Here is a 16,281-nt window from a genome sequence, read left to right on the forward strand (position 1 = left end):
TTCCGTTCTCACGCCGGAAGCCGACCATTATGACAGCTATCTGTTAGTCGGCACTTAGCCCGCAACAGCCATTGCTGGAACAACTTACGACCTTCTGTTCCGTCCAGTGTTCTCCAGAGTGTAGGCCAAGCGGTGCCATATTCTAAGCAACCACCAAAGGTGAAAGAACATACTCGCTAGATAAGTTCCAGCGTCACCAGCTTTACCAGCAACACCGGCTAACAGGTAACCACTAGTAATTTACCGGTCCGCGATACCGCCGCCCTGATCCAGCTTCACAAAAGACAGGCTCTTGCTCTGTTGGAATGCAGGCAATTGTGGAAATCTCGTCTGCAACTGACCGTGCGGATAAACACTATCCATAGCTGGCGACCTGCTCCCATTGATTAACATACTTTGATTTTATTACATTTGCTCATTTACTCGCCAACACCAAAAACTTACACTTCCCACATGGAATTAAAAGCAAAAATAAGGATAAGGACGAATGGCTATTGGTCATTTTTTATTTAGGGGTGATAAGACCGCTTGCGGTGGCAGGATTCTTGAAGGATGCCCCGACCATCAATTTTTCGATAAAGATATGGCATGTGAAGGCCATAAAGTAACCTGCGGCAAACATCCAGGGCATTATCGTATCTGCGGCGGCCTTGATAGTGACGAAATACATGGTAAAAGAGTAGCCGGAACACTGCACAGCCGTTGTTCCTGTCCCTGCAAATCACGTTTTATTCCTTCCATCGATGACACTTATGAATTTTCTACAGGGGCAGCGAAAGCCGACACAGCCCAATCTCAAGTCGTCGAATTTCCCGTTCTCCCCGGCCCGATTTATGATCCCCAAGCTGATAATGTGACTGACACCTGCAAGCCAGAAGATAACCCGCTGCTGAACGGCGTTTATATCTGGACTGAAACGACAAGTGCAGGTCATGTTTTCGTTTCAGTGCATGAGAATAACAATATCTTCCTCTACACCTATGGACGCTATGGACGCACTGATAAAAGTACCTTCACTGGGGATGGGATTTTAGACTTTTTCCAAGATGAAGATGCGCGTAAGTATTACCGATACGAACTTTATGAAATGGGAGCTCGCGCTTTCCGCATTGATGATGCAGATCCTAAAATAATCCGTAAATTCTTCGAAAACCTTTGGAATGGCGGTGTAACACCAATCCAAACGCCAAACATGCAAGATGGTACAAAGCGAAGAGGCCGAACCATTGATAAGTATGATGTCACTGGTAGCAACTGTACCACTCACTCAGTCGAGGGGCTCAAGTTTGCTGGCTCAAAGGTATTCGAACACGGTTACACATCCACGACAACACAGCTACCAATCGACATAGAAGAAGATTTTACTATTCCGGTTTCACTGCAAAGATATCTTGAATCAAAGAGTGCGGATTTCTCATCAATCCTCGTTGTCGAAATGACTAATACATTCAAACAGCAGTACCCTAACACCGAGAACAAAAGCCCTCAATCAATAGGAGGGAGTGCAAAAATTCAACAATCTGCTGCCGATTCCGCTGCTGTTGCTGGCTCAACATCCCCCTACTCAGGCGGTACAGTAGGCGGTTCATTGGGAAGCACTTACGATGATGAATAAGAAGTTCTGGATCAGATGGGTGAGTATCGCGCTGATCTGTGCAGCGTATTACGCTATCGTGCTTTATTTCGATCTGGTCTTCGCTCTTAACTTTACAGAGACAATGAGTCAAGGCGGAGAATTTACCCCTTCTCAATGTACCTGGTTTGTTAAGGAGCTAGCGCAAAATCACTCTGATTCGGCTTTAGCCTCCATCATTGGTTTCGCTGTCTGCGTCCCTTTGATCCTGCTCATCTTCAAGAAAGTGAAATGACTGTCAAAGGCTGGCGAGATCCAGCCTTTTCCTTCCTCCCTCATTTTAGACAATATGTAGTGGCACACTGAATTTGGCCACCCTGGACTGCCCCCACCACTCCGGTAGACGATTCTGCCCTAAAGTTTGAGTAAAGGAGGTTCGACTGGCGCTTCGTCAACATCATCACCCGCGCCCTGGTGGCACTGGGCCAGCGCCCGGACTACGCCCGTATCGCCCGCCACGTTATCAACATCGACGAACTATTTATCGACTACGCCCGCGTCTTTTTGCCCAGCCAGGACCGCCAGGCATGGGGCAACGTGGTACGGATTGCCGTTGGCATCACTGAGAAAAACACGCCACGTAATCTTCAGGGAAGGGACAGCTACGTCGTCGCGCTGGAGCAGTACCTTTCAACCACCCGATTACACGACACGATCCTCGACGGTCTACGTACTGCCGTGCGCTATGACAAAACCTATTTCGATAAGATCGTCGCCTCGCTGCTGCCACTGCTGGAAAAACTGACCACCAGAAAAATCTCCCAACTGCTGGCCCCGGACTACGGCGACCTTAACGACCCGCGCCCAGTATTCAACTGGCAGCAGGCCATTCGCCAGCGGGCGATTATTTATGTCGGGCTGGATGCATTGTCTGACGCAGAAATTGCCGCCGCTGTCGGCAATTCAATGTTCGCCGATCTGGTCAGCGTCGCCGGACATATCTACAAGCACGGCGTGATGGATGGCCTGCCGCAGACGGAAGAGAACCCGGCCATCAACCTGCACTGCGATGAGTTCAGTGAACTGATGGGCGATGAATTTATTCCGCTAATAAATAAAGGCGGCGGCGCAGGTGTAGAGGTTACGGCCTACACCCAGACGCTCTCCGATATAGAAGCCCGCATCGGCGACCGCGCCAAAGCGGACCAGGTCGTCGGCAACTTCAACAGTCGGATCATGATGCGGGTGCGGGAATCTGCCACCGTCGAATTGTTGACGAAGCAACTGCCGCAGGTGGATGTGCTCAGCAACAGCATCAGTTCCGGCGTTGCCGACAGCGCCGACGCACAGGGCAATATCAGTTTTTCCAGCAACACCCAGGATCGGATGAGCAGCATACAGGTGCCGTTACTGGAACCCGCCTCACTGGTACAGCTTCCCAAAGGGCAGGCGTTCGCTCTGCTGGAAGGTGGTCAGCTCTGGAAGCTACGCATCCCATTACCGGACGCAGCACACGATCCGCTGATGCCGGAAAGCATCACACACATAGCCCGCTATATGGAAAAACAGTACGACAGCACGCCCATATGGTGGGACCGCCCGGAGACAGTTGTAACGGCGAAAAATGACCCTATTTTATGGCTGAACGACAGCGAAACCACGGAGAAACAGACCGATGATACCCCGGACACACCGCCAGCTCGTGAGCGTTGAAGTGATGTGGCCTGCACAAACACTGCCTCTTCCCCTGCAACAGGCGGTGGAAGCGCTGACGCAGGGAGAAACGCCCGACCAGATTATCGCCCGGATGAATTTGCAGGGCTTTCAGGCATGGCGCGAAGCTACATCGCCGCAAGGCGAACACGACATTTTTCAGATACGACTGGATGAGGCACACGAGGCACGGTTCCTCTGCCGCTACATTACTCTGCCGCTGCACTGATGCCCGAACATGCGCCACCAGGCCCCGTGCGTCGCCCCGGACGGCTCGGCTGGATAGCATTACTTCCCGGCGTGCTGATCGGTTTTTGCCTCGGCGCGTGGATGCTGGCGATAACGCTGGAGTGGCTGGGCGAGGCGTTTTTCTGGCGGAACACCTGCGCCAGTCACAGTGAGCAGGTATTGCTGGCGACATGGCAGTGGTGGAAAAGCTCTGCTGGCGCACCGATGTGGTTAGTAGAAGACCTCGCGATTGTCAGCGATACGTTGCAGAAAGGGAGCGCGGCGCTGATTGCTTCTCTCAGTGGTCAAAGCGGGTTGTTCTGGACGGAGGCTGTCACGACGGTAATCCGCTGCGCGTTACAGTCTGCGATTAAGTTACCCTTACCTTTCTGCTGCGCTGGCTATTTTATTGCAGGCGCTACCACAGTTTGTGCTGACCATTGTTATAGGGCTGATTGACGGGCTGGTACGCCGCGACTTACGGCGATTCGGCGCAGGCCATGAGTCCGGGTTTGTTTATCATCATGCAAGGCGTATGATTTCATCCAGCTAGACAGCGACGGGGCTGGTGTTGCCACAGTTTCTTACCCCTGAATATTTTGTGGTACTAAGTTCAGTAATAGTTGGATTAGCGGTATCCTTTGTAATTAGGACATTTAAAAAATATTTTTGAGTATATTAAAATGACATTAAAGACTATCATCGAACAATTTCCACCGTTATCAGTTGATGAGCTAGTCACTGGGATCAATAATTTCCCTCAATACAACATAGCTATGAAAAAAGAATTCTTAGCTAAATTGATCAAACACCACCCTTTGCTCTATGTTGATTGGGGAGAAGGCTCTTCATATTATAGAGCAAGGTATATGGGAAATGATGCGTCCCCTATTGACCACGTCAGTAAAATTCTTTGCCCCCCAAAAGAAATAAGATCCTACGGTAGAATTGATTCAGATGAAAATGAGATTCTCTACACAGCCAGCAGTAAAAACACTGCACTTAACGAGTTAAAAAATTATAATAATAGCTTTAATTATTATACTATAGCTACTTTTCGTATCTATAATAGCATAAAAGTTCTTCCGATCGGGGAACTTTCACATACTCAAGTTACAGGAAGAGGAATGCTTCTGGGTAATCAATCACAATCAATTAACAAATTGATCAATGCCTGCAATCCTGATGAAGTAACCCGATTACTTATAACTGACAAATTCCTTTCTGACTCTCTAATGAGCGATAACTACAACATAACTTCATATGTTGCCAATTGTATCTTTGAAAAAAATTCTGACATTTATGTTATAGCATACCCCAGCAAACAATATCCCGGAGGAATAAATTTCGCCATAAAAAACAAAGTGATATGGGATCACCTCGGCATAAATGCAGTTAGATATGCGCAGATTCGACATTTAGCATGTGGCTACTTTGAAGAAAGAAATACACGTCATGTGAAAGGGATTACACAAAGAGGGAAACTTATCTGGGATGAAAATCATGCTGATGATGAATATTATACCTATCCTTTGGAACCGCTCTGGACCCCGGGACAGAGCATTTAAATTATAAAAAACTCTGTTTGATTCATCGGCTGACAATAACAGTTTATAGGGTCATCTAGCAAACGAATGCCAGCGGGATGACTCATATGACTACAAATAAGCTGACATTCACGATTTTCACCATAATTGACCAGCCCCCAGGATTCGATATAACCGTAAGTTAGTAATATCTGTTTTCTAACTGTTTAATTCCCCATTTCACCATCGTGCTGCAAATTCTGATGGCGTCTGATAATTTAGTGCTGAATGTGGACGACACTCGTTATAATCCTGCCGCCAGACATTAATGGTTTTCCTGGCGTGACCGATATCTCTGAACTAGTGCTCATTCAGACATTCATCGCGAAAGCGTCCGTTAAAACTCTCAAAAAATCCGTTCTGCGTTGGTGTAAGCGCACCCGTTTTAGTTCCACGCACTTTTTGAGATTTCCGGGGTTTCAGCCATCAGCCGGTATTCTTCCGGCGTCAGGCTTTTCAGGGATTCATGGGGGCGCTCGCTGTTATATTCAGCCAGCCAGCGCTCTGTAATTTCACGTGCTTCGTTCAGGGTTCTGAACAGATAAAAATCCAGTATTTCTGTCCGGTACGTCCGGTTGAATCATTCGATAAAGGCATTCTGTGTTGGCTTGCCGGGCCTGAGAAATTCCAGCATCACACCATGCTCTTCTGCCCATTGTGCCAGCGTCAGCAAGACCAGCTCCGGACCGTTATCCATCCGCATCTTCAGCGGATATCCGCGGTTTGCCACGATCCTGCCCAGCACTCTGACAACCCGCTGCGCCGGGATATTCAGGTCAATTTCGATCGCCAGCGCTTCCCGGTTATAACCATCCACCACGTTGAAGGTTCTGAAACGTCTGCCGCACACCAGCGCATCGTGCATAAAATCGATGGACCAGCTCTGGTTCATCGCCTCTGGCGTTGCCAGCGGAGCCGGATTGCGCACCGGCAGGTGCTGTTTTCCCTTACGGCGAAAATTCAGTTTCAGCAGGAAGTAAATCCGGTGAACGCGCTTATGGTTCCAGGCGTTGCCCTGCCTGCGAAGGACCTGAAAAAACCTTTTATATCCGTATCGCGGATAGCGTTCAGCCGCCACGGTCAGCGCCATAATGACTGGCTCATCACGTTGCGTATCCGGCTGATAACGAAATACCGTCCTGCTCAGCGACAATATCCTGCATGCCTGACGTAAGCTCATGGCAAACTGCGCGGTCAGATAGCTGACCAACTCACGCTTTATCGCTGGTTTTAAAGCTTTTTTTCAATAACGTCTTTCAATGCGCGGCACTCGAGGCTCAGGTCCGCAAACATCTGTTTCAACCGGCGGTTTTCATCTTCGAGGTCCTTCATCTTTTTGATATCAGAGGCTTCCATACCGCCGAACTTCGCTTTCCAGTTGTAGTACGAGGCCTCAGAAATCCCGGCTTCGCGGCACACATCTTTGACGGTGCGTCCGGCTTCGACGGACTTCAGAACGGCGATGATCTGGTGTTCGGTGAATCGGGCTTTGCGTATGGCGATCTCCTCCAAGGATATATTCAGTATGCCGGAAGATCTCTAAATGTGAATGGTCCGGTTTACCGGGATGCTTACAGGTTGACTCAGATTGACTTCTGTTGAAAGGAGAATCGCGAAAAGCCTTGCGTAGCGCGGATTTCAGGCACAAAAAAGACGTCCGTCGACGTCTATTGATGTTCCGATGGTGCGAAGGCCGGACTCGAACATCGCAACTATCCTTATGATCTTAAGAGATTAAAACTTAACATAGTGGGTTAGATACCATCATTGATACCATCAGTCCCGATTGGTGATAATCGAACAAAGAGTATATTAATCTTGTTTGCTTACACTAACTTCGACTTTATCTATATCATAAATACTTACATTGCCTCCAGTCGCATTTAACGGATCAAAAAGAGCAAGATTGATTCCTTCACTTACAGAACTACTATAAAGTACTCCATGAAAGCCAGTTTTCTTAATAAATTCGCATATATATTGACTTGGAATATAATCAAGGGCTGCACTTTTAGGTAATACAGGTCTTGTTAGTTCATAACCAAGTCGTTCAAGAAAAGGTATATCTGCAAGCATTTTACCCATTTCACCTGGATCGGTTAATAAAAACGGTGAAACGGTTTCACGAGGGTTTCTTAGGTCTATAAGAGTCAGGTTATCTTTTAAAGTAAACTCTGCGACACAAGCTCTGTCACCTGTATGAGGTCGAATTTCAGACAAAGCTGTATCTGGTTTAGATCCAAGATATAAATACGGTATACCTGTAGGATTTGCTCTCCCATGACTAACTAATCTCTTGGGGGGAGCCCCCATTTGGTCTATCGTAAAAGCAGCATCATCTGCATAAATACGGGCTCGATACCAAGTTTTAGAGAAATCATCTAAAGCAAGGAAACTTAATAACTCGCCAAGCCTATCTGTATCAAGTGATTTATTGAGAAAATATCTATTTTCATACATGAGTTCCTGACAAAGATGATCCCATAATGCGAGAGATTCACTCTTATAATCATCAGAAAGTACGAAGGTTTTTCTAACAATATTCCCATCATCAAGTATATCACCTAATAACTCTTTGGCATGAGCCTCATCTAAAAGAGGATGTGAAAATAGCTTCCAATCCTCTTTCAAATGTGCCACTAGGCTCTTACCATCCGGATAATTTTCGTAGATGTTTATCAATGAACTAAAGTGATCAAATAAAGCATGAGGCTCAATAATCTCAATACCTTTGGTACCACAATACGAACAATCGCCAAAATCTGGGGAAAGTGAAGGTATGATATTTTTCTTTAAACCATTATCCCCAAAACAGCTCGCACAGCAGTACTTGATCATATTATTTACCATCCATGAAATCGGCTAGGGTTTCTATATGGTGAATCATAGACAATTTTTTAACTGTCCCTAAACCAGGGAAGTGGCTCGGATTATGTAATCGTCTAAATTCTTTGATAGCCGACGTTTCAAGCAACATGGATTTGCCTGAATTTAAGGCAGCCATTAATTTATCAAGGGACTGTGCGAACTTACCTGCTGGATCTGTCGGTGTATCACGTGTTGTCGAAACAAAATGATAGATATACATTTCATCTTCATGCTTAGTATTAATGTAAGTTAGATGAATAGCAACAGCATATGCAGGGCCACCGGACTCACTAAATTCATCACCAACAATTAAAAAATCACCAAAACCATTCATACCCTCTTCTTCATAGTTAAGATGAAGATCTGAAAAGAACTCAGAATCGGGATGGTCAGCATTTCGTCTTTTTTCAAAGCCATCTTTAATTAAAATTCTTTCTGAACCCGAAAAATGTTTTCGATAAGCTTTAGAACAATAGTTTGAAATAAATACATGTTTGTATCCATCCCCAAATCTTTCATGTAAAGCTTTTGGCTCATCAAACCCAGCATGGATAAAGGTGACTTCATGAACGAGATCTGAATGAAGGAGATTATCAACCTTAACAATAGTCATACTCTTATCCAGAAGTATTCCTACAGAAATATTTTTATAATTACTAAATTCATTTTTTAATAATTGAGCTATACTTTGTCCATCGGAAGAGTGATCACCACATGCCGGATTAATGATGACAATAGCTTTACCATCATTTTCTTTTATTGTTTTCAGTGTTCGCTCAAGGCCATTGAGAGCCTCTCTCACAGGCTCTATAATTGGAGTAAAACCTGCCTCAGCCATTACATTAGCAGTGTCTCTAATAGCTAACAGTTCAAATTGTTTCCCACGAAAATAAGGGTAATACATAGTTTGTTACTCCCATAACAATGCCTCATTAAGAGGAAGCTGCATAGTATTAATTAATCGCTCATGATCCTTAGAGCGAAGCTGAACAGAAAGTGCCGCTGGTTGTAAAGACTTTGGTAAGTTAAGAATCAACTCTCTTAAAGAAAGTAAACTTCTGCTTTTCTTTAAAGTTTTTAGCATTAAATTATATACAGAAACAGGTGGTAGACCACTAAATTCTTCTTTTAAGAAACCATGCATTTGGGTATTCGGTAAGTCGGGGATTTTTATACCTAACTCGGAAGCAATAATTTTCGCTTCATTAATTCTTAATGACTCAAAGATTGTTACAGGGCATAAAAAGTCTAAGACTTCTTCAGCTTCTCTAATGGTAGAAATTCGATTCCATCGGGTTAAACTCAATACCCCAATGGTAGATTCAGTTGTTTTCAGCACATCATCTATATGTTCTGAACCTGCTATCACATAGATTTTCCCAAATGCTTTACGGTAGTTTGTTATTTGGTTATGTAGACGGCTTAAGGAATCCCTTTCGGATTTTATTTCGTAAACCGTTCCAGTTCCGTTCAGAATGATGAGATCAGCTTTGCAAGAGCCGATTCTGAATTCATTAAGCATACAGGCAGTTCTTAATGAATGTTTCCCAAGCAAAAGATTGTGTGTGAGTGCAGAACGATAAACATACTCATTCCGCAAGCCTGTTTGTCTGAGTAAGGCAAATGCCTCATTGAAGGCTTCACCAACGGTAATCCCAAGTGTATCTGCATGGTCGAAAAGCTCGGTCTCTCGGAGAGAGCGAGCAAACATAGGAGACTGCCCTTTTTTCGCTATCTCGCTGAAGACGGAAGCGGAAAAAAGTCTACTTAAAGCAGTCAATTGAAAAGAGTTAAGATCGTTACTTCTCATCATGGTGAATCACATAGTCCATCGTTCAGGATCTTGTTTGGTTACTGTCAAAATCCTTAGCAAAACCCACCTAAACGTCGTTCATCGGTATAGGAAAGCTATGAAAAAATCTTCACCTTAGGTTACCAAACCAGCAGTGTCCTGCATAGAAAAGTCGATAGCCTAACTGTATGCACCAATTCTAGTAGTCTGCAATAACTATGTTTGTGAGATCTAACACAATCTATTGATCATAAACGATAAAAAACACTGAAAGATGCAACTCTATAGGTGCATACGAAATGTTTTTCTTTAACATAGGGTAAAGTACCATTTTTTGGCAAAGTCAAATGGGTTGTATGAATATTAATATACCCTTAAGGAATATGTCTTCCCTATTTATTCCCTATTGTTATATGCGTTTTAACTTTCGAACACTATCTAACCCCTTGTTCAACGTGAGGGTTTATCATATCATTGAAGAAAAAATGACCTCTGGAAACTATTGTGGAAGATAAAATTAATTTTCTATATCAGTCCTTGAACGACACACAAGCAACAATTAAAGCTATTGATGTAAAAATTGGGTTCCTCTTTGTAATTGCATTTATGCCTATCACTGTATTACAAACATTGAATAGCACCGTGATGACAATATGGTCTGCAAATGCAATTTATAAATTATGCTTGATTTCAATATGTGTAAGTTGGCTATTATCTGTAGTATATCTTTTTCTGGCTTTAACAAGTATCTCAGATCCTAACAAACACATGCATGGAGCTAAACCAAGCGGATTATTTTATGGCAAAGGTATTTTCAAGATTGAAACGGAAAATTTTGGTTTTAAAATAAAAGTAACATCTAATCTTACAGTAGATGAGGTAGTTAGCAATTTACCTGACCAGAATGGAATCCTTAAAGAATTAACATATGAGAAAATGAAAATAACATATATTAGAGAAATTAAGTTAGGATATTATTCTAGATCTACTAAACTTATGTCTTTTTGGCTACTACTAAGTACAGCCATTTATTTAATAAATAATTTCATTAAGATCTAAATATGAATAACGAACAAAAAGCCGCAATAGAACAAATAATTAATAGCTCGCTTGATCAAGCGGAAGCCCATTGGAGAAATGGTGGTTATAAAATAGCCCTTGAAATGAGGAAAAGCCATGCTCAAGATAGCCGAGATTTTGCTATTAACGAATCTCTGATGCCTGGTCTTCCACCTATTTATGAGGGTCAAACCATTATTGGTGAGTTCATAGCATTAGTCGCAGATATGAGAGACTCGACCAATCATTTGTTACAAGCAATTTCACCAAAGAAAGCGGATATTTCAGACTTACAACGAGTATTTTACGAAACGTCAGCTTTATTGCCATCTTTAGCAAAAGTTGTTTCATTCCATGATGGGAAAACTACAGAATATTTAGGAGATGGTATCTTGGCATTTTTTTTAGTCGATGAGGAAGACAAAACTGATGCTATGTATAGGGCTCGCAGGGCTGCAAATGATATTATCGGTGAATTAAGACCTTTACTTAACCGTATTATATTTGAAAGATATAGATTGCCAGAAATTGATCTAGGGGTGGGAATGGGGATCAGTAAAGCAATAGTTTCTTTAGTTGGACTTCCAAAGGAAAGACAAGTTAAAGCATTTGGTGAATGTGTATTTAGAGCAACGAAACTATCTTCAGGAAGAAACGAAATTTGTGTGGATACTAATCTACATGCCCAATGGCCGACATCTAAAAATGGAACACTTCGTTTCAGATTAAAATCATTTGGATCAGGAGACAAAGCCGTTTCTGGATATTTATTAGAACCGTCTAAAAAATAGGTAATGATAATATGAAAACTTATAATCTTTTTATTAGCCATTCATGGAAGTATACTGATAGTTATGACCGACTATTGAACATTCTTCATAATAGAGGGTATTTTTATTTTAAAAATTACTCTGTGCCAAGAATAGATCCTATAATAGGGGCACAAGGTGACATTGCGCTTTACTCAGCAATTAAGAGTCAAATGTCACCGAGCAGTGTCGTTCTCATTTTAGCTGGCGTTTATGCTACTTATAGTAAATGGATAGATGCAGAAATAAGAATAGCTAAAGAATATGGAAAACCTATTATAGCAATAGAACCATGGGGTTCTGAAAGAACTTCTACTGTAGTAAAAAATGCTGCAGATAGAATCGTTAAGTGGAATGCTGATAGCATTGTCGCTGCTATAAGAGAATTATCATGAGGCACCTATGAGAAAAGCTCTATTCATTGGTATAAACGAATATGAAAGCATTCAAGATCTCAAAGGATGCGAAGATGATGCCATATCTATGTCAGAAGTGTTAAGCCGACACTCTGATGGAAGACCAAATTTTGGTGCAAAAAAGTTAATAAACTCCCCAGCGAAACCGGTAACACGCGAATTACTTGAAAAAGAAATTCAGATGCTATTTAACGGCGATGCCGATATTGCTCTATTATTTTTTGCAGGACATGGATACTTTGATCAAAATATAGATGAAGGAGTCATTCTACCTTTTGATTATAATCAAAGTAAAAATAATGGAGTGAGGATAAGTGATATATTAAATTGGGCAAATAATGCAGATAAAATACGAAATAAAATTATAATACTTGACTGCTGTCAATCAGGTGCTGCCGGACAAATCAGGAATTTAAGAGGTGGTGAATCTCTAATTTCAGATGGAAGCACAATTTTAACCGCATGTCAAAGAGATGAGTTTGCCATGGAGGAAAATGGCCATGGTATATTTACTACATTAATGTTAGAAGCCTTGTACGGTGCGGGGGCTAATATATTAGGATATGTTACTCCGGGGAGTTTATACAGCTTTGTTGACCAAGCTTTGGGTGAGTGGGAGCAACGACCTGTATTTAAAACTAATGTTTCTAGGTTTGTCATCTTAAGGGAAACAGGTCCACGGATTTCCTTAGACACCCTAAGAATGTTACCAGTCTGGTTCAAAGAAGACTCATCTGTTTTCAACTTGAATCCTAGCTTTGAACCTGAATCTAACATACCTGATGAAAATAATATAAATACATTTAAGCAATTGCAGGCATGTAATAGACACGGTTTAGTTGAACCTGTAGATGCGGAACATATGTATTTCGCAGCTATGAATTCTACAGGATGCAGATTAACAGCACTTGGTGTTTATTATAAAAAACTTGCACAAAAGCAAAGAATATAAATTAACATAGTTTAGAGGTCATAAATGAATCCAGTTAATTCGTATTACATTATAGTAGAAGTATTTTTAACAGACATTGATGGCAATTCTCCTTCACATGATGGAATTATATATTTTATCATTGATGTAGTTAATGGTATATGTATTGATACATTTTCTTCATTTGACGATGCGGTAAATGAGCTACTAAATATTTTAGGAAATGCAGAGGTAATTGAAGACTTTAAAGAAAAATTGCGAGATTCAAAATTTCAATTTTACTCTTTATGTGTTCTAAATAATTCATCTCAACTTCAGTCACATCATGCATTGTTAGCCAAAAATGACATTGCAAACTCATTAGTTTCCAGCTCAAAACTTAATAAAAAACATGATGTAAAAAAGCTTATTAATACCAGCATTGAGAAACACATAATTAAATCTCAATTAAAGCCTTCCGTTCCTTAATTCTAATAACACATATTTTAACTAATAAATATGTGTTATTATTTTTTCTTGATTATAGTCAATGCGATCAAATACTATATCCTTACCGATAAGTGTAAGAATTTTATCATCTGGATAGAAATAATGTTCATATGATATTCCACTTGGATATCTAACCTCCAGAATATAGTATGCAGTAAGTGCTCCATTATTCTTTCGATCAACAACTTTTTTGGCATCTAATAAAACACCTAACTGAGTAACTGACTCATTATATAGATTAACATCAATCATTATATTTTCTCCTTTTTGTTTATAAATAACCTAAACATTTAAATTGTCAATAGACACAAGCAAGAGCTAACTCAGAGATGCTCCGCTTCTCTAAGTTGCCTTGCTTTTTCTGCTCTATGATTGAAAAAGAATGATTTAAAACCTGGGATCTTAACTTTCGAATTACTCTTTTAATTAGGATGTAATTAATTGCCACATGGAAAGATAACTTTCGTATGCCAATACGAAACTTCTATGATCTACAAATCAATCGATGTAAAATTATTACTTCTTCGTTTGGATTGGAATAAAAAATGGGAAAATTTGCGGATTTTAATATCAAAAACAATACCGAAAATACTAATGTCAGCCAAAGCAATAGTGGTGGATTTAATGTTCAGAATACTCAAGTCATAAATAATCGAACCATTAACAATCATTATACAAAGCAAAATTCTAATGGTGATGGTGATGCAGGTGCTTTTATGGCGGGAGCGGCCATTTTAACTGTAGGAATAGGATTTGTTATCTGGTCATTCTTCACCCATTATCAAGAAATATATCCCATTTTAAAAACAGGTGCTTTATTCTCTCCTGTATTATCAATAATTGGGATTATAGCTTTGGTTCTTAGGGAAGAGATTGAAACGACAGATGTTGTCAGATTTTTTTTCATAGTCTTAGCTGGAGGTTCTGTTTTTTTATTAAATGAATATTTGAATATAAATGTTCCACAAGAAATTATAGACTTATCGAAACAAGCCGTATCAGTTTCAGGTTTTTGGAACGGATTAAACGAATATGGCAAAAACCTTTCTTTGTCGTTGATATCTTCGAGTATCTTGATTGGTGCATCAATAATATTGATAATCTTCGCCGCATTCAGAGAATTATCATACTCCTTAGCTAACAAAAACATGTCTGGATTTTGGTTTATAAGTCTTAAAATAACTAATTTATTCCGTATTCAAGCTATTGGTAATGGTGGGATCATAACTTTAATATTGGTTCTAACTTTTTTAACATTAAATGGATATGTATTCCACTTTGAATGGAACTAATTTTACATGGGCCTTTTGGCCCTTGTTTTCTAATGAATAAACTAATATTTACAGCTTATTTAGATATTCATCTCCATTTTTATTATTTAGATTTATCATATTTAGTAATTAACCTCTTTTTTTATTTGGTCGCCTATTCTTATTTAATAGGCGAATCAAACATATTAAATCGCGCTTAACATTGAAAAATAATGATTATTTACTATAACAATAGATAAAGTTAGTTAATTACTTTAAAAGTATGACATATAAAAGGAGTTTATATGGCAAATAAAAAATCGCAGTTTTTGAACACTAAGTATGCAAAACATTCAACCTCAAAGTGTAACTTACTACCACAGGAATTACGTATTCATTGTGTTAGTGTTCGTCTTAACAATGCTGAATTGGCCAAGCTTAATACATTGAGGGAGCATTATTCGAAAGGAGAATGGCTTCGTATGGCTTCCCTTCAAAAGTTACCTCCTGTTATTCCAGCGATTAATACTGAGGCCTGGAAAGCATTATCTGACATATCGCAAAAGCTAAATCGCATTGCGGCCCACATAGATGGTAAGAGCAAAGATAGTCACCTTACTCATACAGAGCTTTTCGCTGTGAAGCGACAACTGGAAGAGCTTCGTCACAACTTGTTAAGAACAGATTTTTGGAGTGCCCCTCGTGAAGGGTATGCGGAAGATCAAGAGGGGTAAGAACTTTGCTGGTGTGGTCCAATATGCATTGAAGCCAGGTTCACATCATAAAAGCGATCCAGTCGTAATTGGCGGGAACATGTTAAGTGGCTCTGCTCTTGAACTGATTTCCGAATTCAATGGCACAAAACAGCTTCGCTCAGATGTTCAGAAGGCTGTTTGGCATAACTCGCTTCGCTTACCTGATGGTGAATCATTATCGAATGACCAATGGGCAATGATAGCTGACGACTATATGAAGAAGATGGGGTTCAATGAGACCCATCTCCGCTGCTATGTTCTACATGACGATTCTGCCGGCCAGCACATACATATCATTGCAAGCAGGATAGACCTCTATGCTGGAAAGCTATACCTTGGCAGAAACGAAAACCTCATCAGCACCCGGATCATTAGTGAACTCGAAATCGCTCACGGTCTGACAGTGACCAAGACAGCACCTTCCATTACACCAAAGCAACCGAAGCGAAGAAAGGTTTCCCGCAATGAACAGATGCTTTCAGAACGGACTGGCCTTCCCTCCCCCAAAGAAGCTCTGCAGCAGATACTTGATAAAAGTTTATCTGATAAGCCGGACCTTCTAACTTTCACAAAACGACTGGAAGAAGCAGAAGTCGGCTGGACGGCGAATGTCGCTTCAACCGGGAAAATGAACGGGTTCTCATTCTCCTACCGCGATATAGCTTTCAAGGCATCTAAACTTGGAAAGGCATACTCTTGGGTAAATCTTCAAAAGCAGCTTAACTACAACCCTGACCACACAGAAGCTCTGCGAAGCGACATATCGATAAAAGACCAATCTGCTGCTCCTGCTCCTGCTCCTGCTCCTGCTC

16 protein-coding genes and 4 pseudogenes are annotated in these 16,281 nt (G+C 41.3%); 14 read left to right on the plus strand and 6 right to left on the minus strand.

The features are described 5' to 3' along the window. Positions 1–487: 487 nt before the first annotated feature. The 6 genes and pseudogenes from HMPREF9538_RS0127665 (at position 488) to HMPREF9538_RS29935 (ending at position 5,082) form a co-directional block, all read left to right on the plus strand. Positions 488–1,615 (plus strand): PAAR domain-containing protein, encoded by a 1,128-nt coding sequence (locus HMPREF9538_RS0127665; protein WP_004146856.1) that lies wholly within the window; start codon positions 488–490, stop codon positions 1,613–1,615. Continuing rightward, complete coding sequence (locus HMPREF9538_RS14045; protein ID WP_004192273.1) at positions 1,605–1,868, plus strand: hypothetical protein; 264 nt, start codon at positions 1,605–1,607, stop codon at positions 1,866–1,868. The genes HMPREF9538_RS0127665 and HMPREF9538_RS14045 overlap by 11 nt, the downstream gene beginning before the upstream one ends. Positions 1,869–2,002: 134 nt before the next feature. Then, positions 2,003–3,286 (plus strand): annotated as a pseudogene (traD, locus tag HMPREF9538_RS14040) (conjugative transfer system coupling protein TraD); the annotation flags it as partial. Further along, entirely contained in the window at positions 3,249–3,515 is a 267-nt protein-coding gene (locus HMPREF9538_RS0127670; protein WP_004178415.1) for a hypothetical protein, read from the plus strand. The pseudogene traD and the gene HMPREF9538_RS0127670, both read left to right, overlap by 38 nt. Further along, a pseudogene (locus HMPREF9538_RS14035) lies at positions 3,515–4,187 on the plus strand (DUF4400 domain-containing protein). Before HMPREF9538_RS0127670 ends, HMPREF9538_RS14035 begins: the two are co-directional and overlap by 1 nt. A gap of 10 nt (positions 4,188–4,197) precedes the next feature. Beyond that, positions 4,198–5,082 carry an RES domain-containing protein gene (locus tag HMPREF9538_RS29935; RefSeq protein ID WP_004192285.1) on the plus strand — a complete coding sequence of 295 codons (885 nt, stop codon included), beginning with the start codon at positions 4,198–4,200 and terminating at the stop codon, positions 5,080–5,082. Between the two features lie 198 nt (positions 5,083–5,280). On the opposite strand, the pseudogene HMPREF9538_RS31600 reads toward HMPREF9538_RS29935, so the two are convergent. From HMPREF9538_RS31600 to HMPREF9538_RS29950, 5 genes and pseudogenes are all read right to left on the minus strand, one after another. After that, positions 5,281–5,469, minus strand: a pseudogene (locus HMPREF9538_RS31600) (integrase core domain-containing protein); the annotation flags it as partial. A 16-nt stretch (positions 5,470–5,485) separates the two neighbouring features. Continuing rightward, positions 5,486–6,597, minus strand: a pseudogene (locus tag HMPREF9538_RS14030) (IS3 family transposase). A 315-nt stretch (positions 6,598–6,912) separates the two neighbouring features. Beyond that, positions 6,913–7,938, minus strand: a complete 1,026-nt coding sequence (locus tag HMPREF9538_RS29945; protein WP_009485080.1) for an RES domain-containing protein — start codon at positions 7,936–7,938, stop codon at positions 6,913–6,915. 1 nt (position 7,939) lies between these two features. Continuing rightward, complete coding sequence (locus HMPREF9538_RS0127680) at positions 7,940–8,872, minus strand: sce7725 family protein (protein WP_032420182.1); 933 nt, start codon at positions 8,870–8,872, stop codon at positions 7,940–7,942. A gap of 6 nt (positions 8,873–8,878) precedes the next feature. After that, positions 8,879–9,781, minus strand: a complete 903-nt coding sequence (locus tag HMPREF9538_RS29950) for a sce7726 family protein (protein WP_009485083.1) — start codon at positions 9,779–9,781, stop codon at positions 8,879–8,881. 483 nt (positions 9,782–10,264) lie between these two features. Between HMPREF9538_RS29950 and HMPREF9538_RS0127685 the strand changes: the two genes are divergently transcribed. Genes HMPREF9538_RS0127685 through HMPREF9538_RS29970 form a run of 5 tightly spaced genes read left to right on the plus strand, consistent with a single transcriptional unit; the run spans position 10,265 to position 13,443 of the window. Further along, positions 10,265–10,819: a hypothetical protein gene (locus tag HMPREF9538_RS0127685; protein WP_000389592.1), complete on the plus strand. Its 555-nt coding sequence runs from the start codon at positions 10,265–10,267 to the stop codon at positions 10,817–10,819. Between the two features lie 2 nt (positions 10,820–10,821). Beyond that, positions 10,822–11,610 (plus strand): hypothetical protein, encoded by a 789-nt coding sequence (locus HMPREF9538_RS29955; RefSeq protein WP_001058485.1) that lies wholly within the window; start codon positions 10,822–10,824, stop codon positions 11,608–11,610. Between the two features lie 11 nt (positions 11,611–11,621). Beyond that, entirely contained in the window at positions 11,622–12,023 is a 402-nt protein-coding gene (locus HMPREF9538_RS29960; RefSeq protein ID WP_071606019.1) for a TIR domain-containing protein, read from the plus strand. Between the two features lie 7 nt (positions 12,024–12,030). Further along, positions 12,031–12,996, plus strand: coding sequence for a caspase family protein (locus HMPREF9538_RS29965; protein ID WP_009485084.1), 966 nt, complete (start codon positions 12,031–12,033; stop codon positions 12,994–12,996). Positions 12,997–13,020: 24 nt separating this feature from the next. After that, positions 13,021–13,443 carry a hypothetical protein gene (locus tag HMPREF9538_RS29970; protein ID WP_020316780.1) on the plus strand — a complete coding sequence of 141 codons (423 nt, stop codon included), beginning with the start codon at positions 13,021–13,023 and terminating at the stop codon, positions 13,441–13,443. A gap of 21 nt (positions 13,444–13,464) precedes the next feature. Here HMPREF9538_RS29970 and HMPREF9538_RS0127690 read toward each other — a convergent pair whose 3' ends face one another. After that, entirely contained in the window at positions 13,465–13,716 is a 252-nt protein-coding gene (locus HMPREF9538_RS0127690) for a hypothetical protein (RefSeq protein ID WP_016239400.1), read from the minus strand. Between the two features lie 293 nt (positions 13,717–14,009). Between HMPREF9538_RS0127690 and HMPREF9538_RS31605 the strand changes: the two genes are divergently transcribed. The 3 genes from HMPREF9538_RS31605 to HMPREF9538_RS14015 all read left to right on the plus strand — a co-directional run. Further along, positions 14,010–14,756, plus strand: a complete 747-nt coding sequence (locus tag HMPREF9538_RS31605) for a hypothetical protein (protein ID WP_009485086.1) — start codon at positions 14,010–14,012, stop codon at positions 14,754–14,756. A 263-nt stretch (positions 14,757–15,019) separates the two neighbouring features. Continuing rightward, a complete protein-coding gene (locus HMPREF9538_RS0127695; protein ID WP_032420177.1) occupies positions 15,020–15,448 on the plus strand; it encodes a hypothetical protein in 429 nt (142 codons plus the stop codon). After that, on the plus strand, positions 15,417–16,281 hold an 865-nt coding region (locus HMPREF9538_RS14015; protein WP_032457108.1), incomplete at its 3' end, for a relaxase/mobilization nuclease domain-containing protein. The genes HMPREF9538_RS0127695 and HMPREF9538_RS14015, both read left to right, overlap by 32 nt.

It is taken from the genome of Klebsiella sp. MS 92-3 (assembly GCF_000195655.1).
In the GTDB taxonomy this organism is placed as follows: Bacteria; Pseudomonadota; Gammaproteobacteria; order Enterobacterales; family Enterobacteriaceae; genus Klebsiella; species Klebsiella pneumoniae.